Annotated in this window: 23 protein-coding genes; 10 read left to right on the forward strand and 13 right to left on the reverse strand. The window is 55.7% G+C overall.

Going from position 1 to position 24,425, the window contains the following annotated elements:
* Nucleotides 1–62 precede the first annotated feature (62 nt).
* From anmK to pdxY, 5 genes are all read left to right on the forward strand, one after another.
* Nucleotides 63–1,184 (forward strand): anhydro-N-acetylmuramic acid kinase, encoded by a 1,122-nt coding sequence (gene anmK, locus AC6I8K_RS08520; RefSeq protein WP_497826519.1) that lies wholly within the window; start codon nucleotides 63–65, stop codon nucleotides 1,182–1,184.
* A 9-nt stretch (nucleotides 1,185–1,193) separates the two neighbouring features.
* A complete protein-coding gene (locus tag AC6I8K_RS08525) occupies nucleotides 1,194–1,523 on the forward strand; it encodes an MliC family protein (protein WP_483817277.1) in 330 nt (109 codons plus the stop codon).
* Nucleotides 1,524–1,545: 22 nt separating this feature from the next.
* Nucleotides 1,546–2,202: a pyridoxamine 5'-phosphate oxidase gene (gene pdxH / locus AC6I8K_RS08530; protein ID WP_064741063.1), complete on the forward strand. Its 657-nt coding sequence runs from the start codon at nucleotides 1,546–1,548 to the stop codon at nucleotides 2,200–2,202.
* Nucleotides 2,203–2,341: 139 nt separating this feature from the next.
* Nucleotides 2,342–3,616, forward strand: a complete 1,275-nt coding sequence (gene tyrS / locus AC6I8K_RS08535) for a tyrosine--tRNA ligase (protein ID WP_064741064.1) — start codon at nucleotides 2,342–2,344, stop codon at nucleotides 3,614–3,616.
* A gap of 56 nt (nucleotides 3,617–3,672) precedes the next feature.
* Nucleotides 3,673–4,533 (forward strand): pyridoxal kinase PdxY, encoded by an 861-nt coding sequence (pdxY, locus tag AC6I8K_RS08540; RefSeq protein ID WP_497826520.1) that lies wholly within the window; start codon nucleotides 3,673–3,675, stop codon nucleotides 4,531–4,533.
* Nucleotides 4,534–4,572: 39 nt separating this feature from the next.
* On the opposite strand, the gene gstA is transcribed toward pdxY, so the two are convergent.
* The 3 genes from gstA to dtpA form a co-directional block, all read right to left on the reverse strand.
* Entirely contained in the window at nucleotides 4,573–5,178 is a 606-nt protein-coding gene (gene gstA / locus AC6I8K_RS08545; RefSeq protein WP_497827232.1) for a glutathione transferase GstA, read from the reverse strand.
* 99 nt (nucleotides 5,179–5,277) lie between these two features.
* Entirely contained in the window at nucleotides 5,278–6,159 is an 882-nt protein-coding gene (locus tag AC6I8K_RS08550) for a LysR family transcriptional regulator (protein ID WP_497826521.1), read from the reverse strand.
* Between the two features lie 147 nt (nucleotides 6,160–6,306).
* Nucleotides 6,307–7,812, reverse strand: a complete 1,506-nt coding sequence (gene dtpA, locus AC6I8K_RS08555) for a dipeptide/tripeptide permease DtpA (protein WP_483817279.1) — start codon at nucleotides 7,810–7,812, stop codon at nucleotides 6,307–6,309.
* Between the two features lie 652 nt (nucleotides 7,813–8,464).
* Here dtpA and AC6I8K_RS08560 point away from each other — a divergent pair.
* Nucleotides 8,465–9,157: a CTP synthase C-terminal region-related (seleno)protein gene (locus AC6I8K_RS08560; protein WP_064741070.1), complete on the forward strand. Its 693-nt coding sequence runs from the start codon at nucleotides 8,465–8,467 to the stop codon at nucleotides 9,155–9,157.
* 473 nt (nucleotides 9,158–9,630) lie between these two features.
* Here the strand turns inward: AC6I8K_RS08560 and AC6I8K_RS08565 are convergent, their stop codons facing one another.
* From AC6I8K_RS08565 to ydgT, 10 genes are all read right to left on the reverse strand, one after another.
* On the reverse strand, nucleotides 9,631–10,614 hold the full coding sequence (locus AC6I8K_RS08565; RefSeq protein WP_497826522.1) for a zinc-dependent alcohol dehydrogenase family protein: 984 nt from the start codon (nucleotides 10,612–10,614) through the stop codon (nucleotides 9,631–9,633).
* Entirely contained in the window at nucleotides 10,586–11,221 is a 636-nt protein-coding gene (gene nth, locus AC6I8K_RS08570) for an endonuclease III (RefSeq protein ID WP_483817281.1), read from the reverse strand. The genes AC6I8K_RS08565 and nth overlap by 29 nt, the downstream gene beginning before the upstream one ends.
* Nucleotides 11,218–11,919 carry an electron transport complex subunit E gene (locus tag AC6I8K_RS08575; protein WP_064741072.1) on the reverse strand — a complete coding sequence of 234 codons (702 nt, stop codon included), beginning with the start codon at nucleotides 11,917–11,919 and terminating at the stop codon, nucleotides 11,218–11,220. Before AC6I8K_RS08575 ends, nth begins: the two co-directional genes overlap by 4 nt.
* The gene (gene rsxG / locus AC6I8K_RS08580) at nucleotides 11,912–12,547 is read right to left on the reverse strand and encodes an electron transport complex subunit RsxG (RefSeq protein ID WP_064741073.1); all 636 of its coding nucleotides are present in this window, start codon (nucleotides 12,545–12,547) and stop codon (nucleotides 11,912–11,914) included. Before rsxG ends, AC6I8K_RS08575 begins: the two co-directional genes overlap by 8 nt.
* Before the next feature lie 2 nt (nucleotides 12,548–12,549).
* Nucleotides 12,550–13,608 (reverse strand): electron transport complex subunit RsxD, encoded by a 1,059-nt coding sequence (gene rsxD, locus AC6I8K_RS08585; RefSeq protein ID WP_497826523.1) that lies wholly within the window; start codon nucleotides 13,606–13,608, stop codon nucleotides 12,550–12,552.
* On the reverse strand, nucleotides 13,609–15,942 hold the full coding sequence (gene rsxC, locus AC6I8K_RS08590) for an electron transport complex subunit RsxC (RefSeq protein WP_497826524.1): 2,334 nt from the start codon (nucleotides 15,940–15,942) through the stop codon (nucleotides 13,609–13,611). It abuts the gene before it with no gap.
* A complete protein-coding gene (rsxB, locus tag AC6I8K_RS08595) occupies nucleotides 15,935–16,513 on the reverse strand; it encodes an electron transport complex subunit RsxB (protein WP_064741075.1) in 579 nt (192 codons plus the stop codon). Before rsxB ends, rsxC begins: the two co-directional genes overlap by 8 nt.
* Nucleotides 16,513–17,094: an electron transport complex subunit RsxA gene (gene rsxA, locus AC6I8K_RS08600; protein ID WP_007893776.1), complete on the reverse strand. Its 582-nt coding sequence runs from the start codon at nucleotides 17,092–17,094 to the stop codon at nucleotides 16,513–16,515. The genes rsxB and rsxA overlap by 1 nt, the downstream gene beginning before the upstream one ends.
* Before the next feature lie 123 nt (nucleotides 17,095–17,217).
* Nucleotides 17,218–17,661 carry a DUF2569 domain-containing protein gene (locus tag AC6I8K_RS08605; RefSeq protein WP_483817284.1) on the reverse strand — a complete coding sequence of 148 codons (444 nt, stop codon included), beginning with the start codon at nucleotides 17,659–17,661 and terminating at the stop codon, nucleotides 17,218–17,220.
* Nucleotides 17,662–17,771: 110 nt separating this feature from the next.
* Nucleotides 17,772–17,987 carry a transcription modulator YdgT gene (gene ydgT / locus AC6I8K_RS08610; RefSeq protein WP_036650139.1) on the reverse strand — a complete coding sequence of 72 codons (216 nt, stop codon included), beginning with the start codon at nucleotides 17,985–17,987 and terminating at the stop codon, nucleotides 17,772–17,774.
* Nucleotides 17,988–18,661: 674 nt separating this feature from the next.
* Between ydgT and ytfQ the strand changes: the two genes are divergently transcribed.
* Genes ytfQ through yjfF form a run of 4 tightly spaced genes read left to right on the forward strand, consistent with a single transcriptional unit; the run spans nucleotide 18,662 to nucleotide 23,188 of the window.
* Complete coding sequence (gene ytfQ / locus AC6I8K_RS08615) at nucleotides 18,662–19,618, forward strand: galactofuranose ABC transporter, galactofuranose-binding protein YtfQ (protein WP_064741077.1); 957 nt, start codon at nucleotides 18,662–18,664, stop codon at nucleotides 19,616–19,618.
* Between the two features lie 57 nt (nucleotides 19,619–19,675).
* Nucleotides 19,676–21,196, forward strand: coding sequence for a sugar ABC transporter ATP-binding protein (locus tag AC6I8K_RS08620; RefSeq protein ID WP_064741078.1), 1,521 nt, complete (start codon nucleotides 19,676–19,678; stop codon nucleotides 21,194–21,196).
* On the forward strand, nucleotides 21,189–22,205 hold the full coding sequence (gene ytfT, locus AC6I8K_RS08625) for a galactofuranose ABC transporter, ATP-binding protein YtfT (RefSeq protein WP_497826525.1): 1,017 nt from the start codon (nucleotides 21,189–21,191) through the stop codon (nucleotides 22,203–22,205). The genes AC6I8K_RS08620 and ytfT overlap by 8 nt, the downstream gene beginning before the upstream one ends.
* Nucleotides 22,202–23,188: a galactofuranose ABC transporter, permease protein YjfF gene (gene yjfF, locus AC6I8K_RS08630; protein WP_064741080.1), complete on the forward strand. Its 987-nt coding sequence runs from the start codon at nucleotides 22,202–22,204 to the stop codon at nucleotides 23,186–23,188. The genes ytfT and yjfF overlap by 4 nt, the downstream gene beginning before the upstream one ends.
* Nucleotides 23,189–24,425: the final 1,237 nt, after the last annotated feature.

The following is a 24,425-nucleotide window of genomic DNA, read 5'->3' on the forward strand; positions in this document are numbered from 1 at the left end:
ATAGAATTAGCCTCGGTAATTTGCCAGGCTTAAGCCAGATGATATTAAGGGAGTGAACCGCTATGAAATCAGGACGCTATATTGGCGTGATGTCTGGCACCAGCCTTGACGGCGTAGACGTAGTGCTGGCGGCGATTGATGGACATATGGTGGCGCAGCAGGCCAGCTATTGTCATCCCATTCCACAGGAACTACGTCAGCAGGTGCTGGCCATTTGCCAGGGACAAACATTAACGCTATCGCAGCTCGGGCAACTGGATACGCGTCTTGGCAAGCTGTTCGCCGAAGCGGTATTGACCTTGATGCACCAGCAGTCGCTGGAAGCCAGCGATATTATGGCGATAGGCTGTCACGGGCAAACGGTGTGGCACGAGCCGCAAAGTGATGCACCCAATACGCTGCAAATCGGTGATAACAACCAGATTGCGGCGGCAACCGGCGTAACGGTGATCGGTGATTTCCGTCGTCGTGATATGGCGCTCGGTGGGCAGGGCGCGCCGCTGGTTCCCGCTTTCCATCAGGCGCTGTTAATGGACAGCGTGGAGCGCCGCATGGTGTTGAACATTGGTGGCATTGCTAATCTCTCACTGTTGATCCCGGGCCAGGCCGTACGCGGTTTTGACACCGGCCCAGGCAATATGCTGATTGATGCGTGGATTTGGCGGAATAAAAGCTTACCGTACGACAAAGAGGCTGCCTGGGCGCGCAGCGGTCAGGTGGTCCCGGCGCTATTGGAATTGATGTTAAGCGATCCCTGGTTCGCGCTGCCGCCGCCGAAAAGCACCGGGCGCGAATATTTCAATCTCAGCTGGATTGAGCAACAGTTGCAGCGTTTCCCGGCGCTGGCACCGCAGGATGTCCAGGCCACGCTAACCGAACTGACGGCGCTGACCATCGCCCAGCAGGTACAGCTCAACCACGGTTGCGATCGTCTGTTGGTCTGCGGCGGAGGTAGCCGAAATCCGCTGCTAATGGCGCGCCTGGCTACGCATCTGTCGGGTACCGAAGTCGGTACCACCGACGAAGCGGGCATCAGTGGTGATGATATGGAAGCGCTGGCCTTTGCCTGGCTGGCGTTTCGCACACTAAACGGATTACCGGGCAACTTGCCCGCGGTCACCGGTGCGCGTGATATGAGTGTATTGGGCGCGATTTATCCGGCCAATCCCCGCCCCCTTCGTTAAGAGGTGAAGATGAAAAAAAGCATAGTGGTGCTGAGTAGTATTGCGATATTGAGTGGTTGCGGCATGGTGCATAATCAGGAGCCAGCGCCGCAACAGTTGCGCTACCAGTGCGGCACGCTGCCGCTGACGGTGACGCAGGATAATGCGAAGCAGCAGGTGAGCTTTATCCTGGATGGCAAGCCACTGACATTGGCACAAACGGTCTCGGCCTCCGGTGCGCGTTACAGCGACGGCACTTACGTCTTCTGGTCAAAAGGCAATGGCGCTTTTGTTGAACGTAATAACAAAATCGTGATTAATGATTGTGAATTGCAGAACGCGGATAACGCCGTTCAGTAAACGTGAGAAAAAGAGAAACAGCATGAGCGACAGTGACAGCTTGCAAAATATTGCCCATCTGCGTCGTGAATACACCCGCGGCGGGCTGCGACGTAAAGATTTGCCCGATAATCCTCTGGCGCTGTTTGAGCAGTGGCTACAGCAGGCCTGCATCGCCCAGTTGCCCGATCCGACGGCGATGACGGTCGCCACCGTAGACAGCAGCGGCCAGCCATATCAGCGCATCGTGCTGCTGAAGCATTACGATGAGCAAGGTATGGTGTTCTACACCAACCTCGGCAGCCGTAAGGCGCTGCAGCTGGCAGAGAATCCGCGTATTTCGCTGCACTTCCCGTGGCACTTCCTTGAGCGTCAGGTCATGGTGCTCGGTGAAGTGGAAAAGCTGTCGCCGCTGGAAGTGTTGAAGTACTTCAGTAGCCGTCCGCGTGATAGCCAGATTGGTGCGTGGGTGTCTAAGCAGTCGAGCCGCATCTCTGCCCGCGGCGTGCTGGAGGGCAAGTTCCTCGAACTCAAACAGAAATTCCAGCAAGGCGACGTGCCGCTGCCCAGTTTCTGGGGCGGTTACCGCGTCAAATTCCACACCGTGGAGTTCTGGCAGGGCGGCGAACATCGCCTGCACGATCGCTTCCTCTACCAGCGTAATGACAATGGCTGGTCGATTGACCGTTTAGCCCCGTAAAACTGCGTTTTATCCCCTTTCAACGCTGGCGCAGTTGGCGTCAGCGCTTTATGCTATAGCCCTCTTTTTTTTCGTCTCCGCACGTCAGCGGAAAGCTGTGTACCAGCCTAGGTGCAGTCTGATCAATTTGGAGTCAGTGATGACCAGCAGTAACCTGATACAACAATTGCAAGAAAGGGGCTTAGTCGCCCAGGTAACGGATGAAGAAGCGTTAGCAGAGCGACTGGCGCAAGGGCCAATTGCACTCTATTGCGGCTTCGATCCTACCGCTGATAGCTTGCATTTGGGCCATCTGGTGCCGCTGCTCTGCCTGAAACGTTTTCAGGATGCCGGACACAAGCCGGTCGCGCTGGTGGGTGGTGCCACCGGTCTGATTGGCGATCCCAGCTTTAAAGCAGCAGAACGTAAACTTAACACCGCTGAAACCGTCGGCGAGTGGGTGGACAAGATCCGCAACCAGGTTGCGCCTTTCCTGAGCTTTGATTGCGGCGACAACAGCGCCATCGCCGCCAACAACTACGACTGGTTTGGCGGCATGAACGTGCTGACCTTCCTGCGTGACATCGGTAAACACTTCTCGGTGAATCAGATGATCAACCGCGAAGCGGTGAAACAGCGTCTGAACCGCGAAGATCAGGGCATCTCCTACACCGAGTTCTCCTACAACCTGCTGCAGGGGTATGACTTTGCCGAACTGAACAAGCGTCACGATGTGGTGCTGCAGATTGGCGGTTCCGATCAGTGGGGCAACATCACCTCCGGTATCGACCTGACGCGTCGCCTGCATCAGCAGCAGGCGTGGGGATTAACCGTACCGTTGATCACCAAATCCGATGGCACCAAATTCGGTAAAACCGAAGGTGGCGCGGTGTGGCTGGACGCGAAGAAAACCAGTCCGTACAAGTTCTACCAGTTCTGGATTAATACCGCAGATGCGGATGTCTATCGCTTCCTGAAATTCTTCACCTTCATGAGCATAGAAGAGATCAATGCGCTGGAAGAAGAAGACAAAAACAGCGGCAAAGCGCCACGTGCGCAGTACGTGCTGGCTGAGCTGGTGACGCGTCTGGTGCACGGCGAAAGCGGCCTAACCGCGGCGAAACGCATCACCGAGAGCCTGTTCTCCGGCAGCCTGAGTGCCATGACCGAAGCGGATTTTGAGCAGCTGGCGCAGGACGGTATGCCAACCATCACGCTGACGGCAGAAGACGATCTGCAACAGGCGCTGGTGGCGGCGGAGCTGGTGCCATCGCGTGGCCAGGCGCGCACCATGATCGGTTCAAATGCGGTCTCGCTAAATGGTGAAAAACAGTCAGACGCCGAGTACCGTTTCAGCGATAGCGATAAACTGTTTGGACGTTTCACGTTGTTGCGTCGCGGTAAAAAACATTACTGCCTGATTAACTGGCAGTAAGCGTTGAGGGCCGGCTTCCGGCCCTTTTTTATGGCAAGACAGCAGTACAGGGCAAAATGAAAAATATTCTCGCAATTCAATCTCACGTTGTTTACGGACATGCCGGTAACAGCGCTGCCGAATTCCCGATGCGCCGCATGGGCGCAAACGTTTGGCCGCTGAATACCGTGCAATTTTCTAATCACACGCAGTATGGTCACTGGACCGGCACCGTGATGCCCGCCACGCATTTGACCGACATCGTTAAAGGCATTGCGGCGGTTGATCGCCTGAAGACCTGTGATGCGGTGCTGAGTGGCTATTTAGGGTCGGCAGAGCAGGGCGAACAGATTCTGGAGATCGTTCGTCTGGTGAAAGAGGCCAACCCAAACGCGTGGTTCTTCTGTGACCCGGTAATGGGCCATCCGGAAAAAGGCTGCATCGTGGCGCCGGGTGTGGCGGAATTCCACTGCAAAATGGCGTTGCCCGCCAGCGATATCATCGCGCCGAATCTGCTGGAGCTGGAGATGCTCAGTGGCCATGAGGTTGCTAACGTCGAACAGGCGGTGATTGCCGCGCGTGAACTGATTAGCAAAGGCCCGAAAGTGGTGCTGGTGAAGCATCTGGCGCGCGCCGGACGTCGCAGTGATCGCTTTGAGATGCTGCTGGTGACCGCCGAAGCGTGTTGGCACATTAGCCGCCCGCTGGTGGACTTTGGCGTGCGTCAGCCGGTGGGTGTGGGCGATCTGACCAGCGGGCTGCTGCTGGTTGATCTGCTGCACGGCAAATCGCTGCAGGATGCGCTAGAACACATCACTGCTGCGGTATATGAAGTGATGCTAAAAACCCATGAAATGGGTGAGTATGAATTGCAGTTGGTGGCGGCACAGGATGCGATTGCCAAACCGACGCAGCACTTCGCGGCAGAAAAGCTGTAATAGCAAAAAGAGGCCGGGTTTTAACACCGGCCCTTTCTGTTAAACCAAACCTTCCGCTTTCAATGCTGCCTGCACCGCCGGACGCTCAGCAACACGATTAAACCAGGCTTCTAACGCATCCAAACCACTTAAATCCAGCTTGATAGCTTTGGCCCAGCGCGTCACCACAAACAGATACACATCAGCGACGGTGAAACGTAATCCCAGCAGCCACTGTTTATCCTGCAACGCTTCGTTCACCGCCTGATACTTCTTCTCCAGCTGCGCACGCACAATGGTCTTGTACTCTTCCGGCGTATCCGGACGAAACAGCGGGCTGAAGGTTTTATGCAGCTCGCTGCTGACGAAACTCAACCACTCCAGTGTGTGGTAGCGCGTCAGGCTACCGGTGGGCGCCAGCAGATTGCGATCCGGCTTAAGATCCGCCAGATACTGCACAATCGCCACGCCTTCGGTCAGGATGCTGCCATCATCAAACTGCAGCGCCGGCACTTGTCCTTTCGGGTTAATCTGCCAGTAATCCTCTCCTTGCTCGGTCACTTTCTTCTGCAGGTCAACGTTCACCTGTGTAAAGTCCAGTCCGCATTCAAGCGCGACAATATGCGGTGATAGCGAACAGGCACCGGGCTTGCAATAGAGTTTCATCATGGCTTCTCCTTGAGTGTGGTGGTCAACGAAGCAGCATAAGTCTGCCCGTCATTTTTACCCGTGACGGTGATCAGGAATTGCGGTCACCGTTCAGGTTTATTGCGCAAAGCATGGCAGCAACGGCAGCTTTTCAAGCGCAAAATCCCAAAATCGCCTCACTTTTGGCGTCATATTCTTTACGCGCTGCGTCACTAACTGCACCGGCAGCGGCGCCGGTTCCCATTCAGGCAGTAACTGCATCAGTTTTCCGTTATGGATATCGTCGAGAACCTGATACGACAACAGTCGTCCGATGCCGTGCGCGTTGCGCAGCGCTTCCAACTGGCTCTCCACATCGTTAACGCGCAGACGCGGCGTGATTCTCACGCGCAAATCCTGGGCAAAACGCCACTCGCGCGTATGACGCAGACTCGCCACTAAGGCATGTTGAGACAATTCAGCGGGATGAGAGGGCGTGCCAGCACGTTGCAGATAGTCAGGGCTGGCCACCAGCGTCGGACGTACATTGCCAACCTGACGTGCCACCATTGAAGAGTCCTGCAATTCTCCAATGCGCAGCGCAATATCCAGGCCGTTTTCGATCAGGTCCTGATAGCTGTCGCTTAGCACCACTTCAATCTGCATCTCAGTATGCTGCTGCAGGAAGGCGCTCACCAGCGGCATCACGTGGCGACGGCCAAACTGCACCGGCGCTGTTAAACGCAGCAGGCCATGCAGGCCGCTGTGGTGAGCGCTGTCGATGGCACGCTGATAATCGCTGAGCACGCGTTGCGCCTGCTCAAACAGCTGCCAGCCGGCCTCGGTCGGCGCCAGCTGGCGTGTGGTGCGTTCAATCAGGGTGGTAGCGAGACGCGCTTCGAGGGTGTTGAGCGTGCGGGTAATAACCGGTGGCGAGCGTTGTAACAAGCGCGCCGCGCTGGCCAAACTGCCTTGTTGGATGACCGTGACAAACACCTCTAGCTCATCAAACCTGTCCATGATTTTTCCACTCTGATTCACAGTGAGCGGACATCATGAAGTTAAGTGAGTAAAAAGCGAAGTGTGATGAGCAGAAATCATTAAAGGAAATGTGAATGATGGAGAAATGGCGGGTAGAAAAAAACCGGGACAAGCCCGGCTTTTCAGTTACTGGTTCGCGTTAGCGCGTTTCAGTTGAGTTTGACTGTCGTCCTGTGTCATGCGGTTCAACAGTGGCGCGGTGATCAACATCAGAAGGGCAATCACACCGGTCGCAATACCAATCTGCTGGAACACATGGCTGTAAACTGCCAGTGAAGTGTGCGGATCGGTGACATCGCTTGGCACCGCCATCAGATTCGCGACTTTACCGGCAATCATGGCCGCACCCGCGGTGGTCAGGAACCAGGATCCCATGATGAAGCCCATCAGACGTTGAGGTACCAATTGCGCCACCATCGCTAAGCCCAGACCGGAAATCATCAACTCACCGATACTTTGCAGTGCATAGCTGAGGATTAGCCAGTTAACCGAGACGATACCGGCTTCGTTGGCAAATTTAGCGCCAAACGGCAATACCAGGAATGCCGCTGAACACAGCACCATCCCGAAGGCGAATTTATGTGGCATCGGCATTTTATCGCCGAGCTTGTTATACACCGCCGCCAGAATCGGGCTTGCCAGCATAATCCAGAACGGGTTAAGCGCCTGGAACTGTTCTGGCTCAAAGGTGATGCCGAGAATTGCGTGCTCAACGTTGCGGATTGCGAAGAAGTTGAGTGAGGTTGGCATCTGCATGTAGAGCACAAAGAACACAATCGCTTCTACCATCAGCAGGAAAGCCACGATCATCTTGCGACGTGCCGCACCTTTCAGGGCAAAGGCTTCTTTAGCGAAGATCAACACGATACCCGCCGCGATTACGCCCAGCGTCATACGCGCAATGCTCTGGTGATGCAGCAACCAGGTCGCCAGTGCAACCAGTGCGACCACGCCAACCAGCGTCATCAGCAGTTTACCCATCTGCAGCGGGGCGAAATCGGGTTTAGAACCGTAGTTTTTCACCATACGCTGGCAGAACAGGAAGTTAAGTAACGTGATGACCAAACCGACAACCGAAAGCGAGAATGCTGCGCCCCAGCCATATTTGGCGGCCAGCCACGGTGTCAGCATCATTGAGAACAGTGAACCGATGTTGATCGACATGTAGAACATGGTGAAGGCACCGTCGAGGCGCGCGTCATCTTTCTCATAACAGGTCGAGAGCAGGGAAGAGGGGTTGGCTTTAAACAAACCGCTACCGACGGCGATGGTCGCCATGCCGATATACACCATTGAGGTGTCATGGCCGGAGAAGGCAATCAGCGCATAACCCAGCGCCAACACAATCACGCCGAGAACAATGACACGTTTGGTGCCGAGTACTTTATCGCCGAGCCAGCCACCGATGGCGACCAGGCCATACACCAGTGCGCTAAACGAGGTGAACAGCGTAATGGAGTCCGCTTCGGACATGCCCAACTGTTTCACCAGGTAAACCGCCATAATGGCTTGCAGACCGTAGTAACCAAAACGTTCCCACAGTTCGATGGAGAAGATCAGATAAAACGCTTTGGGTTGCTTAAAAGCATTGAGGCTTGGTGCCTCATCAGTGTGTTTGTTTGCAGTTGACACTTGTACCTCAGTTTTAACATAGCCTGTTTTGCGACAGGAATTAAGTCTGCGTCGGGCTGGGTAATCCCGCGCAACATTGTTATTAGAAAGGAAAAACGGCGACTAATTTGGCTGAATCAGTCCATCAGGGCAAGCATTTTTTACGCGCTGAAATACGTGCAATAGGTAGGGTTAATGCCGCTATACAAAGTTGTAAATCAGTGTTAAATGTCGCTGATGGGCATTATATCAGGACAAAGACGTAAAATGCAGAGCCGGAGGATCATTTTCCTGATATAAACTGCTCGGAGAAGCTTTGCCAGAATATATCGCTAATGTTCATAAATTATACAGACAATAGAATTGTTATTGCGCAAAATATAAGCACAACAGGTTGATTGGTGAGCGTAATAAGCAGTCGAAAGATTCCAGAACGCTAATTTGTTGATCCTGCGCACAAAACTGCGAATTAATTAAAAGAGTAAAAGAAGTAAACGTTTGCGCAGCTGGCATCTGACGAATAAAACAGCGATAGGGCGCACTCTTTGCCAGATAAAAATGCAGCACTACGCGCAATGCGTTTAAATGAAAACAGCACAAACACAGGTTTTAGCCGCTTAGACAGCAGGATAACTTTGCTGTAACCTCCTTTTTTCCCTGAAAGGACGTAGTCATGACGAAGATGATTCGTGTCGCCCTGATTGGCGATTACCGTGCTAATGCTGTTGCGCATCAGGCCATCCCTCCCGCCGTACAACTGGCCGCAAAAACGCTCTCTCTTAATGTCAGCGCTGACTGGATCGCGACGCCAGAGCTCGATCAGCACCCCCTCACCGATTACCATGCGATTTGGCTGGTGCCGGGAAGTCCTTATCTCAATGACGATGGCGTATTTGCCACCATTCGCTGGGCGCGTGAAAACGGGAAGCCCTTTTTGGGTTCGTGTGGCGGATTTCAATACGCCATCGTTGAGTACGCGCGCAATGTGTTGGGTTGGGAAGATGCTGCGCATGCGGAAACCGATCCCACTGGCCGCTGGGTAATTGCGCCGCTGGCGTGTTCGCTGGTGGAACAGCGTGGAACCGTCACTTTCCAGCCGGGTTCACGTGTCGCGCAGGCGTATGGCGCGTTGCAGAGCGATGAGGGCTATCACTGCAACTTTGGCGTCAACGCCGAATTCAGCGAGGCGCTGGCAACGAAGAATTTAACGATCACCTCATGGGATTTGGCAGGCGATGTGCGCGGCATTGAATTAATCGATCACCCATTCTTTGTCGCCACCTTGTTCCAGTCCGAGCGGGCTGCGCTGCAAAATCGCCTATCGCCGCTGGTGGTTGCCTGGCTGCAGGCAGCCGCAGCGACGTGAAGGGTGAGGTAATGCCGATCAGTTAAGCGCCAAGCCACTTTCGTTCGCCATCGGCTGGGGCAGTTTCAGCTATGCCGTGCGGCGACCGAGCAGAGGACGCCTGGCCGCGCCCTCTGCACTCCCGGGCCCTGCGCCAGCCCATCCCGCCGCTTCGCGGTGCCTTCACTCATTCACGATTCCTGACGGACCGGCGGCGATTCGCTCCTGCTCAGCGCCGCCTCTCGCCGCATCCCTGCGGCTCGCCCTGAAATCCCTCATTCGCTCAGCGGGTTGGGATGTCGCCTCCACACCCGCGCTTCAGCATCAATGCCTGTTTCTTAATCACTATTGCTGTAACGCCTGTAGGGGCGCCATTCATGGCGACCAGGTAACCCCTCCCCGAGCCAGTGCGCTGCTTAACTGACGAGCATTACGCACTTTATTGCGCGATAAATCGCGCCGCTACGGAATGCTACGATGATGGGATGCTGTACTTAATTAAGTTGCAACAATGGCTTACGGTCGCGCCCCGATTGGTGATAACAGTGAATAGCCTCTCGCCAGTTTGCCAATGGAAAAAGAGCCACTTCGCCACAATCACTTGCACGCAATAGCGGCCAGAGTTGAATGAAAAGATGTTGCCAATCCTGATGCGCTAAATCTTCCAGCGTATGCCGAATGTGGAACCAGTGCAGCGCTGGACGTGACGCATTCACCTGCACCGGCTTACCGCTCAGCACGCCGTAAGCCACAAACTGTGCCTCAGCGGGCAACGATTGCCAAATCAACTGACCGATTTCACCGCCCACCGCATCAAACACCCGATCGCACCGCTGCGCGGCAGCGGCAATCTCGTCACGCTGCGTTTCCATCAGCGCAGCAATACCCATTTTTTGCAGGCGCGCGCGATGTTGCGGCGCACGATGCACTACGGTGATAGCGGTCGCGCCCATGTGCCGCGCCCACTGCGCGAGTAACAAGGCACAAGCGGAACCGCCTGCGGTGATCAGGACGCGTTTACCGGCTGGCGACCACTGCTTCAGCATCAGCAGCGCCGCCAGCGGATTGATATACGCGCGTGCCGCAAGCAAGGTGCTGATGTCGGACGGAACCGGCACCGCAATCTGCGGATCGCAATCGACATAGCGTTGCCAGGTGCCGGCACTGCGCAAAGGCAGCACACGCTGACCGAGCAAATGATGGTAAGCAGGCGGTGCCGCAATCACCGTGCCGACGCCTTCATAGCCGGCAGTCAATGGTGGCGTAACGCGATGGCGATAAGCGCCGGTAATCGGAATCAGGTCAGAAGCATTGATGGGGGCAAACTGCATGGCCACGCGCAGCAGGCCAGCAGCGCAGGGCGATAAAGGGAAAGGTTCCAGCGTAAGTACGCTGGCAGGATCGCCAAACTGCCGATAAGCGAGGGCAAGATTGCTTATCGGCGCTGTTTCACCATTCGGTTTTGGCGTCGAATTCACACAGATCTTCGATCAGACAGGATCCGCAGCGCGGTTTACGCGCCACGCAGGTATAGCGACCATGCAGAATTAGCCAGTGATGACAATCAACCTTGAACGCCGCGGGCACTACCTTAAGAAGTTTATCTTCCACTTCTTCCACGTTCTTACCCGGCGCAAAGCGGGTGCGATTGCTGACGCGGAAAATATGGGTGTCGACGGCGATAGTAGGCCAGCCGAAAGCGGTATTGAGCACCACATTGGCGGTTTTACGCCCGACGCCCGGTAGCGCTTCCAGCGCCGCACGATCTTCCGGCACTTCGCCGCCGTGCTGCTCCAGCAGAATGCGACAGGTCTTGATGACGTTCTCCGCCTTGCTGTTAAACAGGCCGATGGTTTTGATGTACTCCTTCACGCCATCCACGCCCAGCGCCAGAATCGTTGCCGGCGTATTCGCCACCGGATAGAGCTTCGCGGTGGCTTTATTGACGCTCACGTCGGTGGCCTGAGCGGAAAGCAACACCGCAATCAGCAACTCAAACGGTGAGGTGAAGTTCAGTTCGGTAGTCGGATGCGGATTTTCATCACGCAGGCGCGTAAGGATCTGCGCGCGTTTCTCTTTATTCACACCGCTTTCCCGGTTGCGCCTTGCGGCTCAGCTTCAGGCGCCGCCGCACGAGTGGCAGCGCGCTGTTTCATCTTCTGGTCGATAAGGTACTTGCCCGCCAGCAGCATGCCAAGGCCAATAAAGGCACCCGGTGGCAGCATCGCCAGTAGCATCGGTGAATCAAAATGCACCACTTCAATACGCAGCGCTTTCGCCCATGGACCGAGCAATTGGTCCGCACCGTTGAAAAGCGTACCGCTGCCAATCAGTTCACGAATCGATCCCAGTGTCACCATCGCGCAGGTTGCGCCCATGCCGATGGCAAACCCGTCCAGCGCGGAGAGGGGAATGCTGCTCTTTGAGGCGACTGCTTCGGCGCGGCCCACCACGATGCAGTTGGTGACGATCAGCGGGATAAAGATGCCGAGTGATTGATATAAGCCGTAGGCGTAGGCGTTGATCAGCATCTGCACGCAGCTCACCACCGAGGCGATAATCATCACGTAAATCGGAATACGGATTTCGGCCGGCACCCAACGACGCGAGGCAGAAATCGAACTGTTGGTGATGGTCAGCACCAGCGTGGTCGCCAGACCTAAACCGAGGGCGTTGGTGGCGGTAGAGGTCACCGCCAGCAGCGGACACAGGCCGAGCAGCTGCACCAGCGCGGAGTTATTTTTCCACAGGCCGCCGACCAGTAAATTCTTCGCTTCACTCATTTGCATCTCCACATTCAGGCAGCGAAGCGAGCTTCGCAGGCAGTGTTTCAATCAGCAGCGCGGTGCGCTTGGTGGCATTCACCACCGCGCGAGGCGTAATGGTTGCGCCGGTAAATTGGTCGAATTCACCGCCGTCTTTTTTCACTGCAAAATTTTTGTCATCAGCGCCATGGATCACTTTGCCATTGAAGCTGTTGATCCAGTCTGAAATACGCAGTTCGATTTTATCGCCGAGGCCCGGCGTTTCATGATGCTCAACCACGCGTACGCCCAGCACTTTGCCGTGGAAATCGGCGCCGACCAACATCTGAATCGCACCAGAATAGCCGTCTGGCGCAGTGGTCTCAAGCGCGGCCGCCACCGGCTGGTCGCCCTTGCGTGCGACATAGAGATGGTGCGGACGATCATTGCCTAGCGCCAGCGCATCGGTCACCAGAAAACACTCTTGCTGGATGTGATTGTCATACAGATCGGTCGGTACGACCTGATCTAACAAATTTTTCTGCTGTAGCGCCGTCTGATGCTCCACCGTCGGCTTGGTGACATAGTTGACCACCGCCGTCACGCCGGTGGTGATCACCGCAAAGGCTGCCAGCGTCACCGCATTTTTACGAATAGCTTCGATCATCTTCAATCCTTGCGATGGCCGTAAACGCGCGGCTGGGTGTAGTAATCAATCAGCGGCACACAAATGTTCGCCAGCAATACCGCGAAGGCGACGCCATCCGGATAGCCGCCAAAGCTACGAATTAGCCAGATCAGCAAACCAATTAGCGCACCGTAAACCAGGCGTCCGCGATTGGTGGTCGATGCGGTCACCGGATCGGTCGCGATAAAGAACGCGCCGAGCATGGTGGCACCGGAGAACAGGTGAATCAGCGGCGAGTTAAGCGACTCCGGTGAAAACACCCAGCCCAGCGTGGCGCAGAACGCTAGCGAGACGAGGAAACTGACCGGAATGTGCCAGCGAATGGCATTTTTCGCCAGCAGCAGCACGCCGCCAAGCAAATAACCGAGGTTAACCCATTGCCAACCCAACCCGGCTAACACGCCGCTGTAAATCGGCTCAGCCAGCAACTGATCTGCGCTGTGTCCAGCGCGCAGCCCGGTTTTAAACGTATCCAGCGGCGTTGCCTGGCTGACGCCATCAACGCCGAGTTGCAGCTGCTGCATGGTTTCACCGGCCAGCGTGTGGTGGGTGAAGATCATGCTAAGCGAATCCAGCAAGCCCGGTTTGATCGCCTGTAAGCTGTCGGGTGGCAGCCAACTGGTCATTTGTACCGGGAAGGAGATCAGCAGTACCACGTAACCCACCATCGCCGGGTTAAACGGGTTTTGCCCCAAACCGCCGTACAGCTGTTTGGCAATCACGATGGCGAAAATCGTTCCCAGCACCACCAACCACCACGGTGCAAGCGGCGGCAGGCTGATGCCAAGCAGCAACGCGGTGAGCAGGGCCGAGTTGTCAGAGAGTGTCGGCACCACCGGCGTTTTGCGCAGACGCAGAATCGCCCCTTCAGTGGCCCATGCGGTGGCGGTCGCCAGCAAAACCTGAATTAAAAAACCAACGCCAAAGAAATACCACTGCGCGGCCATGCCAGGCAGCGCGGCCAGCACCACCAGCAGCATAATATTGCCGGTGCTACGGCGGTTGTGGGTATAGGGCGAACTTGCGAGACGAAAAGCCATTTAATCCTCAGTATTCGAAGGCTGCTGCTGCGCTTTACGCGCTTTGGCACGGGCGACCGCAGCGGCAATGGCCGCTTTGCGTGGGTCGGCGGAGTCAGGAGAGGCAGCAGCCTCCACTTCAGGAGATGTTGCTTCAGTCTGCTGCGCGGCAGCGGCGGCTTTTTTCGCTTTGGCGCGGGCAATGGCGGCTTCAACCGCGGCTTTACGCGGATCGACGGCTGCCGCAGGCGCGACGGCTTCCGGCTCGGCAGGTGCCGGTTCAACGGCTTGCGCGGCAGCGTTGGCTTTTTTCGCTTTGGCGCGGGCAATGGCGGCTTCAACCGCGGCTTTACGCGGATCAACGGCTGCCGCAGGCGCGACGGCTGCCGGCTCGGCAGGTGCCGGTTCAACGGCTTGCGCGGCAGCGGCGGCTTTTTTCGCTTTGGCGCGGGCAATGGCGGCTTCAACGGCGGCTTTACGCGGATCGACGTCTGCCGCTGGCGCGACGGCTTCCGGCTCGGCAGGTGCCGGTTCAACGGCTTGCGCGGCAGCGGCGGCTTTTTTCGCTTTGGCACGGGCAATGGCGGCTTCAACGGCGGCTTTACGCGGATCGACTTCAGCAGTTGGCGCGTCCACTTCTGGTTCCGCAGGCGCTATTTCAGCGGCCGGTGCGCCCGCTTTCCTGGCTTTAGCACGGGCAATTGCTGCTTCCACCGCCGCTTTACGCGGATCGCCGTACTGTCGACTGAGCGCCTGGGTTTCGGCTTGCTTCTCAGCCTGCTGCGCTAAGGCTTGCGCATGACGTGCTTCGCGCTCGGCCGCATCTTGCTCCGGAGTCTTTTCCTGACGCGCTTTCACGCGAGCTACGGCGGCGTCAAGTTCACCCTGATCGCTGCGCGCTGCGCGTTGTTTAGCCTGTTCATGACGCATTTCACGCGCCTGTTTTTCGCGTTCCAGCCGCGCCAGGCGTGCTTCAAATCGCGCTTTCGCTTCGGCGGTGCGTTTCGCTTCGAGATCGATGGCGCGCAGTTCCGCCTTCTCCTGGCGATAATATTGCACCAGCGGAATGTTACTCGGGCACACGTAGGCGCAGGCACCACACTCAATGCAGTCATCAATATTATGCGCGCGTGCTTTTTCGTGATCGCCGCCCTGGCTATACCAGAACAGCTGCTGCGGCAGCAGTTTAGCCGGGCAGGCATCGGCGCAGGCGCTGCAGCGGATGCAGGATTGTTCTTCCTGATCGTTGCCCATTTCGCTCGCGGAAGGGGCCAGAATGCAGTTGGAGATTTTAACCAGCGGCACGTTAAGTGACGGCAGGGTAAAGCCCATCAACGGACCGCCCATAATCACCATCTGGCGCGATCCTGGGGTAAAACCGGCGTGCTGCAGCAGATGGCTCACGGGTGTGCCGAGACGTCCCCAAACGTTGCGCGGGCGTGCCAGCGCTTCGCCGGTTAAGGTCACCACGCGTTCGGTGATCGGTTCGCCGTCAACGATGGCGCGTTTCACCGCCCACGCGGTTCCGACGTTCTGCATCAGCACACCAATATCGGTGGAACGTCCGCCGTGTGGCACTTCGAGGCCGGTGAGAATCTGAGTCAGCTGTTTCGCGCCGCCAGAAGGATACTTGGTAGGGATGACGCGAATCTGCAGTTCACGATCGCCACCCAATGCCTGCTTCAACGCGGCAATTGCTTCGGGTTTGTTATCTTCAACACCAATCAGCACGCGTTCAGCCTGCAACACCCACGCGAGAATGCGGCAGCCTTCCAGCACTTCGGCGGCACAATCCTGCATTAAGCGGTCATCGGCGGTGATGTAAGGTTCGCACTCGGCGGCGTTGATAATCAGCGTTTTCACGCCGCGCAGGCCGCCGCGCAGTTTGGTCGCGGTAGGGAAACCCGCGCCACCCAAACCGGCGATGCCCGCATCGTGAATACGTTTTACTGTTTCTTCTCGCGTAAGCGCGCGGTAATCGGGCTGCGGATGGAGTGTGGTCCAGCGATCTTCGCCGTCGGCGCGCAGGAAAATGCACAGCTCCGATAAGCCCGACGGGTGCGCCGTCATGTGCGGTGCAATCTCTTCGATGGTGCCGGAAGTCGGCGCGTGTACCGGCAACATGCGTCCGCCGCCAAAGGTCAGCGGTTGACCGCGCAGCACTTTGTCGCCAGGCGACACGCAAATCTCGCCTTCGTGGCCGATGTGCTGTTTTAACGGGATGATAAAGCGCTCAGGCAGCGGTAACTGGCTTAGCGGCGTACCGTTGGACTGTGTTTTCATTTCCGGCGGATGAATGCCGCCCTGAAAATCCCACAGCTTCTCTTTGCGGAACAGGTTAAACAGATTAAGCATGGGTTTCTACCGGGATTACCCGTACAGGAATGGTGTCGAGATTCCATTTCCAGTTGGCCGTAGTCGTGGCAACTGGGCGCATCTCAATGCAGTCAGTCGGGCAAGGCGCGACACAGAGATCGCAACCGGTGCAGACATCGCTGAGCACGGTATGCATGGCGCGGGTGGCGCCGACGATGGCGTCAACCGGGCAAGCTTGAATACACTTGGTGCAGCCAATGCAGTTCGCTTCATCAATCCACGCCACGGTGCGTATCGGTTCCAACACTTCTTCGCCGCCGTCGAGCGGCTGCGGTTCCACGTTGAGCAGCGCGGCCAACTTGAGCATGGTCTGCTCGCCGCCGGGCGCGCACTTATTGATGGCTTCACCGTTGTTGCCCACCGCATCGGCATACGGGCGGCAGCCAGGATAGCCGCACTGGCCACATTGGCTCTGCGGCAAAATCTCATCGATTTGTTCAACAATCGGATCTTCTTCCACCTCGAAGCGACGCGAGGCGTAACCGAGCAGGGCGCCGAACACCAGGCTTAGCGCAGCCAGTACTGCAATAGCAATCCAAATCGCGGTCATTAGAATTTCACCAGCCCGGTGAAGCCCATAAAGGCCAGCGCCATCAGACCGGCGGTGATCAGCGCAATGGAGTTGCCTTTAAACGGTGCGGGGACATTCGCCAAAACTAAACGCTCGCGCATGCCAGCGAACAGCACCATCACCAGCGAGAAGCCCAGCGAAGCACTGAAGCCATACAGCGCCGCTTGCAGGAAGGTGTGATTCAGATTGACGCTCAGCAACGGCACGCCCAGCACCGCGCAGTTGGTGGTAATCAGCGGCAGGAAGATTCCGAGCAAACGATAAAGCGACGGACTGGTTTTGCGCACCACCATTTCGGTGAACTGCACCACCACTGCGATCACCAGGATGTAAGCCATGGTCCGCAGATAAACCAGATCGAGCGGCACCAGAATCAGGTGATTCACCAGCCAGGCGCAGATCGCCGCCAGCGTGATCACGAAAGTGGTGGCGAGTCCCATGCCAATGGCCGTTTCCAGTTTTTTTGACACGCCCATAAATGGGCAAAGGCCGAGGAATTTGACCAACACGAAGTTGTTCACCAGCACGGTGCCAATAAAGAGAAGTAAGTAATCGGTCATTTTTTAACCTGGGAAGCCGAAAGGCGCCTATTATCCGAAATCGAGAGGTGCATCTCAACCTTCACGCGGTTTGTGTGGTCGTCAAGAGCACTCAGAATTAAATTGCTGACGAAACTCACGTCATTATGGCTGGGTAAACGTCTGTTTTACGCGCTGAGAGCGTTTGAAATAGGGGACAAACACTGCCGCTGCCAACAGCGACAGCAGCAAAGTCTGTATCGCTTTGCCATCTGCAACCGGTGTAAAGGCAAAGGTTTTCAGCGCCAGCAGAATCGTCATGAGCAGCCACAGAATGTAGTGGCGCGGTAATCGACGCGAACGTTTACAGAAAATCCAGCACACCCAAATACTATAAGCCCACACCACCGCAGCAGTAAGCAGCGAGACTGACCATTGCATCAGTAAGGTGCCGCCGTGTGAAAACAGCGTAGTACGTAATTCGGGATTGAAAAGCGGGCTCAAATACATTGCCACCACCAGCGCACTGGTCAGCATGGTCATAATCAGCCACGCCAACGGCAGCAATAGCCAGCCAGCAATACGTGGGGGGAAAACCTGTTCGGTCATCGACAAGATCCTGTTTACAGAAAAGAGGGCGATGCAGAGCGTATCATGTCCAAACGGGGCACGCCCGACCTGGACAACGCAAGAGCGCAGATAAAGAGGGGATAAATCAATTAGATCACGTAACGCCAAACGGTTTTAGGCACGCGGCCCATATCGAACAGACGTCCGCCAGAGACTAATTCAGCACGTCGATGGTCGGCAGCGCGATACATATTGATGATCTCGTTATCATCAGTCAGCGAATAATTAAGATGGTCGTAGAGTTTTTCCAGACTATCGAGATTATTCACTTTGCGGAATTTCAGCAGGTAATCTAACGCAGTCATGATTGCCATTTAAATATAAAGTACTCGGAAGTGCCCAAGTATAGGGAGCACGCCGCGAGAGTCCATACACTCTTCACAAAAAAATACAAAATTCAGACAACATGCGCTAATTCGCTCATGAAACGATATTTTTTTGGCGTTTAAGTGTTTTAAACGCGCATGTAAAGTGCACTTTAAGCCAGGTTTAAGCCGCTATTTAGTGGGCTTGTGAGAAAATCTCACACTATTTAATCCATTCAGGAAAGCCCTTATTTATCCGTCTCTATAATAGGTATTTCCGATCGTACTGCTGATAAATCCGTTAATTATTCCTTACTGGTCGGCAAATTTATGTACATGCCATGAAACTGCCACTCACAATCTGTGCGAGCAATCACAAAACCAATAAATGTATGTCTGCTCAGGCAATAACCATTCTTTACGCATCCGTTGTAATCGTTTCCAGTAGCCTGACGCATAACCGATTCTGTTTATTACATTTATTTAACCACCTGCGTAATATTGCGCAGGCATTTTATCCATAATCTTCCTGTCATTTCGACTTTGCTCGTTCTCGTAACTCCTTTAATTCACTCTGATTTGTGAGGTGCGTCGCGCTTGTTTACGCGCTTTTCAGCCAGGCTTAATTCGCGTTTTGTACCCCTACAACACACTCCCTTCAGAGGAATGAAACTATGTGGAAACGTTTACTCTTAACCGCCATGGTGAGTTCGGCACTGAGTACGTCGGTGCTGGCTGCTGATATGACGGTGGGCTTCTCACAGGTTGGCTCGGAATCTGGCTGGCGTTCAGCAGAAACCAATGTGGCAAAAAGTGAAGCGCAAAAGCGCGGCATCACCCTGAAAATCGCCGATGGCCAGCAGAAACAAGAGAACCAAATCAAAGCCGTACGCTCGTTCATAGCGCAAGGCGTGGATGCCATCTTTATTGCGCCGGTGGTGCAAACGGGATGGGAGCCGGTGCTGGAAGAAGCCAAAGACGCCAAAATCCCGGTGTTCTTACTCGATCGCGCCATCGTAGTGAAAGATAAATCGCTGTACATGGCGGTGGTCACCGCTGACAACGTGCTGGAAGGCAAGTTGATTGGTGACTGGCTGGTGAAAACTGTCGCAGACAAAAAATGTAACGTGGTAGAGCTGCAAGGCACCGTCGGTGCCAGCGTGGCGATTGACCGTAAGAAAGGGTTCGCCGAAGCCATCGCCGGCCACGACAATATCAAAGTGATTCGTTCGCAATCCGGTGACTTTACCCGCAGCAAAGGTAAAGAGGTAATGGAGAGCTTCATCAAAGCGGAAAACAACGGCAAAAACATCTGCATGGTTTATGCGCACAACGATGATATGGCGATCGGTGCTATTCAGGCGATCAAAGAAGCGGGCCTCAAGCCAGGCAAAGATATCCTTACCGGTTCGATTGACGGCGTGCCAGATATCTACAAAGCGATGCTTGCCGGTGAAGCCAATGCCAACGTGGAGCTGACGCCAAACATGGCCGGCCCGGCCTTCGACGCGCTGGAGAAATTCAAGAAAGACGGCACGATGCCGCCGAAAATCATCAAAACAGAATCGAAACTGTATCTGCCGGATACCGCGCAGGCGCAGCTCGATACCAAAAAAGGCATGGGTTACTGATCCCCGCAACCGCCCCGCGGGGCGGTTTTTTGATGACGTTAGGCGAGGTAGAACCTGATGAGCACCTCCGATGAAACCGCACTGCTGACTATCAGCGGCGTCAGCAAAGGTTTTCCCGGCGTGAAGGCGCTGGATAATGTCTCGTTCAGCATCCGCAAGGGCGAGATCATGGCCTTGCTGGGCGAGAACGGCGCGGGTAAATCCACACTGATCAAAGTGCTGACCGGCGTGTACACGCGCGATGCCGGTACGGTGACCCTGAATGGCAAAGCGATAACACCCCACAATACCGCCGATGCGCAGGAAATGGGCATTGGCACCGTTTATCAGGAAGTGAATCTGCTGCCGAACATGTCGGTGGCGGATAATTTGTACATTGGTCGCGAACCCCGTCGCTTTGGCATGATTGATCGCAAGCGTATGGTGCGTGATGCCGATGTGCTGATGCGCAATTACGGTTTTGTGCTCGACGTGACGCGTCCGCTCGGGCATTACTCGGTGGCGATGCAGCAGATCATCGCGATTTGTCGCGCGGTGGATCTCTCGGCGCAGGTGCTGATCCTCGATGAACCCACCGCCAGCCTGGATGCCAACGAAGTTGAGATGCTGTTTACCCTAATGGCGCAGCTAAAAGCCAAAGGGATGAGCCTGATTTTTGTTACCCATTTCCTCGACCAGGTTTACCGCATTACCGATCGCATTACCGTGCTGCGCAACGGGCAGTTTATCGCCACGCGCGATACCGCCACGCTGCCGCAAATTGAGCTGATTAAACTGATGCTCGGCCGCGAGCTACTGGAAACTGCCTTGCAGCGGCAGGGCAGCACATTACGCAGCAATCAGCCGGTGGTGTCGTTTGAGGATTACGGCAAGAAGGGCACCATTGAACCGTTCAATCTGCAGGTACGACCGGGTGAAGTGGTGGGGCTGGCCGGATTGCTGGGTTCCGGTCGTACGGAAACCGCCGAAGTGCTGTTTGGCATCCGCCGAGCCGATCGCGGGACCGCAACCATCAAAGGCAAACAGCAAACCATTCGCACGCCCGCCAAGGCCTCACGGCTCGGCATGGGTTTCTGCCCGGAAGATCGCAAAACTGACGGTATTATTGGCGGAGCATCGGTCCGCGAAAATATCATTCTGGCGTTGCAAGCGCAGCGCGGCTGGTTACGACCCATTAAGCGTCGTGAGCAGCAGGAGATCGCTGAACGCTTTATCAAAAGCCTCGGTATTCGCACACCGCATGCCGATCAACCGGTTGAGCTATTGTCCGGTGGTAATCAGCAGAAAGTCTTGCTGTCGCGCTGGCTGGTGACCAAACCGCAATTCCTGATCCTCGACGAGCCGACGCGCGGAATTGATGTGGGTGCGCACGCCGAGATCATTCGCTTAATTGAAACCTTGTGCGCCGACGGATTGGCGCTGCTGGTTATCTCCTCTGAACTCGAAGAACTGGTGGGCTATGCCGATCGCGTGTTGATTATGCGCGATTTGAAGCAGGTGGCCGAAATCCCGCTGGAGCAGCTGTCGGTGGCTTCGATCGTCAATGCCATCGCCGATGGAGGAGCACAACATGCTTGAATCCCCTATGACACATGACAAATCCGAACGGCGTAAGCCGAAGCTGCCGCCCGGCATGCCGCAGATCGTAGCGCTGATTCTGGTGCTGCTGGTGGACAGCCTGGTGGCGAATAACTTTTTTGCCATCCACATTCAGGATGGACGCCTGTTCGGCAGCCCGATTGATATCCTCAATCGCGCCGCGCCGGTTGCGCTGCTGGCGATTGGTATGACGCTGGTGATTGCCACTGGCGGCATCGATCTGTCGGTAGGCGCGGTGATGGCGATTGCGGGCGCAACGGCGGCAACCTTGACCGTGTCGGGGCACAGTTTGCCGTTCATTATTCTGGTGACGCTGGGGACTGGCCTGGCGTGCGGTTTGTGGAACGGCGTGCTGGTGGCACTGCTAAAAATTCAGCCTTTTGTTGCCACCTTGATTTTGATGGTGGCGGGACGCGGCGTGGCGCAGCTGATTACCCAAGGCCAAATTGTGACCTTTAACAGCGATAGTCTGGCGTGGTTCGGTAGCGGGTCATTGTGGCTGTTGCCGGTGCCGGTATGGATTACGCTGCTGGTAGCGTTAGTGGTGTGGTTGTTGACGCGTAAAACTGCGCTCGGACTGTTCATCGAGGCGGTGGGTATTAATTTGCGTGCGGCGCGCAATGCCGGTGTAAATGGCTGGCTGGTGGTGATGTCGACGTATGTGATTAGCGGTATGTGCGCGGCGGTTGCCGGGATGATTGTCGCCGCGGATATTCGCGGTGCCGATGCCAATAACGCAGGCTTATGGCTGGAGTTGGATGCGATTCTGGCGGTGGTGATAGGCGGTGCCTCGCTCATGGGCGGGCGCTTTAATCTGGTGTTGTCATTGATTGGCGCGCTGATTATCCAGTCCATGAATACCGGCATTTTGCTGTCAGGCTTCCAGCCTGAACTCAATCAGGTCGTTAAAGCGGTGGTGGTGATGTGCGTGCTGCTGCTGCAGTCGCCACGCTTTATTGCCATCTTGAAACGGAGACGCCCGAAATGATTAAACGTCATCTGCCATTGATGATCACGCTGCTGGTGTTTGTGGCGGGTTATCTGTTTTGCCTGAGCCAGTTTCCCGGCTTCGCTTCAACGCGCGTGATTTGTAACATTCTGACCGATAATGCCTTCCTCGGTATTATCGCCGTGGGTATGACGTTCGTGATTTTATCCGGCGGGATTGATCTGTCGGTAGGTGCGGTGATCGCCTTTAGCGGCGTGTTTCTGGCGCGGGTGATTGGTGATTATCATCTCGATCCGCTTCTGGCGTTTGCGTTGGTGCTGGCGATGGGCGCACTGTTTGGCGCGATGATGGGCTGGCTGATTGATGCGCTGAAAATCCCGGCCTTCATTATTACGCTGGCAGGAATGTTTTTCCTGCGCGGCTGTAGCTATTTAGTCTCGGAGAATTCGATCCCTATCGATCATCCGCTCTATAGCACGTTGTCGAGTCTGGCATGGAAAATTCCCGGCGGCGGGCGGCTGAGTTTGCTGGCGGTGATTATGCTGGTAGTGGTGATTGGCGGCATTATTCTGGCGCACCGCACGCGCTTTGGTAATCAGGTGTATGCGATTGGCGGCAGCCTGACCTCGGCGCAGCTGATGGGCATTTCCACCCGCGCGACTACCATCAAGATTTATATGTTGTCGACCACGCTGGCAACGCTGGCGGGCATTGTGTTCTCCATTTATACCTCGGCAGGCTATGCGCTGGCGGGATTGGGCGTAGAGCTGGATGCCATTGCCTCCGTGGTGATTGGCGGTACCTTGTTGTCTGGCGGCGTGGGCACGGTATTGGGCACGCTGTTCGGCGTGTTGATTCAGGGCTTAATTCAGACCTGGATTAACTTCGACGGTACCTTGAGTTCGTGGTGGACAAAGATCGCCATCGGCATTCTGCTGTTTGCTTTTATCGCGCTGCAACGCTTGTTAACGGTGATGTGGGATCGCCAGAAGAACGCGCCGGTTAAGCGTTTAACCTCGTAGGGTGGCCATTCATGGCCACCTGGTTTGCTTTGTGGCTGTGGGAACGGCTGCTTAGGCCAGGAAAAACCAGCCCGATCGCAAAGAAACCCTGCATCCATGCAGATCGGCCTCGCAAGTATTCGCCTCATCCATGAGGCTCACCCGCTAGCGGGCAATGCTTTGCATTGTGCAAAAACGCTCCCGGCGTTTTTGTCCCTGGCTCGGAAGCTTTGCTCTTCGGGCTGGCCTTTCCCGGCCTTACGGACACTTTCATCGCTGTTTCTGGCAGTAAACCTAAGCTTTTTGCCCGGTTGTAGCGGCGCAATTCATTGCGCAATGTCGGGATGGGCTTAGTGCCGCCATCGGCAATCTGCTGTTCGCCTTGCTCACTTTCGTAGGGGGGCCATTCATGGCCACCTGGTTTGCTTTGTGGCGGTGGGATTGGGTGCTTAGGCCAGGAAAAACCAGCCCGATCGCAAAGAAACCCTGCATCCATGCAGTTCGGCCTCGCAAGTATTCGCCTCATCCATGAGGCTCACCCGCTAGCGGGCAATGCTTTGCATTGTGCAAAAACGCTCCCGGCGTTTTTGTCCCTGGCTCGAACGCTTTGCTCTTCGGGCTGGCCTTTCCCGGCTTAATGGACACTTTCATCGCTGTTTCTGGCAGTAAACCTAAGCTTTCTGCCCGGCTGTAGCGGCGCAATTTATTGCGCAATGTCGGGATGGGCTTAGTGCCGCCATCGGTAATCTGCTGTTCGCCTTGCTCACTTTCGTAGGGTGGCCATTCATGGCCACCTGGTTTGCTTTGTGGCTGTGGGAACGGCTGCTTAGGCCAGGAAAGGCCAGCCCGATCGCAAAGAAACCCTGCATCCATGCAGATCGGCCTCGCAAGTATTCGCCTCATCCATGAGGCTCACCCGCTAGCGGGCAATGCTTTGCATTGTGCAAAAACGCTCCCGGCGTTTTTGTCCTTGGCTCGGACGCTTTGCTCTTCGGGCTGGCCTTTCCCGGCCTAATGGACACTTTCATCGCTGTTTCGGGCAGTAAACCTAAGCTTTCTGCCCGGCTGTAGCGGCGCAATTTATTGCGCAATGTCGGGATGGGCTTAGTGCCGCCATCGGCAATCTGCTGTTCGCCTTGCTCACTTTCGTAGGGTGGCCATTCATGGCCACCTGGTTTGCTTTGTGGCGGTGGGATTGGGTGCTTAGGCCAGGAAAAACCAGCCCGATCGCAAAGAAACCCTGCATCCATGCAGTTCG

The organism is Pantoea sp. X-Soil-ISGK-421, assembly GCF_059730785.1.

Coding starts and splice junctions, on each gene's coding strand:
- AC6I8K_RS08550 (WP_497826521.1), bottom strand. CDS start 6,159: ATGGACAGGTTTGATGAGCTAGAGGTGTTTGTCACGGTCATCCAACAA.
- AC6I8K_RS08525 (WP_483817277.1), top strand. CDS start 1,194: ATGAAAAAAAGCATAGTGGTGCTGAGTAGTATTGCGATATTGAGTGGT.
- ydgT (WP_036650139.1), bottom strand. CDS start 17,987: ATGACTGCGTTAGATTACCTGCTGAAATTCCGCAAAGTGAATAATCTC.
- pdxH (WP_064741063.1), top strand. CDS start 1,546: ATGAGCGACAGTGACAGCTTGCAAAATATTGCCCATCTGCGTCGTGAA.
- AC6I8K_RS08560 (WP_064741070.1), top strand. CDS start 8,465: ATGACGAAGATGATTCGTGTCGCCCTGATTGGCGATTACCGTGCTAAT.
- rsxG (WP_064741073.1), bottom strand. CDS start 12,547: ATGATCGAAGCTATTCGTAAAAATGCGGTGACGCTGGCAGCCTTTGCG.
- rsxA (WP_007893776.1), bottom strand. CDS start 17,094: ATGACCGATTACTTACTTCTCTTTATTGGCACCGTGCTGGTGAACAAC.
- gstA (WP_497827232.1), bottom strand. CDS start 5,178: ATGAAACTCTATTGCAAGCCCGGTGCCTGTTCGCTATCACCGCATATT.
- ytfQ (WP_064741077.1), top strand. CDS start 18,662: ATGTGGAAACGTTTACTCTTAACCGCCATGGTGAGTTCGGCACTGAGT.
- AC6I8K_RS08605 (WP_483817284.1), bottom strand. CDS start 17,661: ATGACCGAACAGGTTTTCCCCCCACGTATTGCTGGCTGGCTATTGCTG.
- rsxC (WP_497826524.1), bottom strand. CDS start 15,942: ATGCTTAATCTGTTTAACCTGTTCCGCAAAGAGAAGCTGTGGGATTTT.
- rsxB (WP_064741075.1), bottom strand. CDS start 16,513: ATGACCGCGATTTGGATTGCTATTGCAGTACTGGCTGCGCTAAGCCTG.
- AC6I8K_RS08575 (WP_064741072.1), bottom strand. CDS start 11,919: ATGAGTGAAGCGAAGAATTTACTGGTCGGCGGCCTGTGGAAAAATAAC.
- yjfF (WP_064741080.1), top strand. CDS start 22,202: ATGATTAAACGTCATCTGCCATTGATGATCACGCTGCTGGTGTTTGTG.
- pdxY (WP_497826520.1), top strand. CDS start 3,673: ATGAAAAATATTCTCGCAATTCAATCTCACGTTGTTTACGGACATGCC.
- rsxD (WP_497826523.1), bottom strand. CDS start 13,608: ATGGCTTTTCGTCTCGCAAGTTCGCCCTATACCCACAACCGCCGTAGC.
- ytfT (WP_497826525.1), top strand. CDS start 21,189: ATGCTTGAATCCCCTATGACACATGACAAATCCGAACGGCGTAAGCCG.
- tyrS (WP_064741064.1), top strand. CDS start 2,342: ATGACCAGCAGTAACCTGATACAACAATTGCAAGAAAGGGGCTTAGTC.
- AC6I8K_RS08620 (WP_064741078.1), top strand. CDS start 19,676: ATGAGCACCTCCGATGAAACCGCACTGCTGACTATCAGCGGCGTCAGC.
- anmK (WP_497826519.1), top strand. CDS start 63: ATGAAATCAGGACGCTATATTGGCGTGATGTCTGGCACCAGCCTTGAC.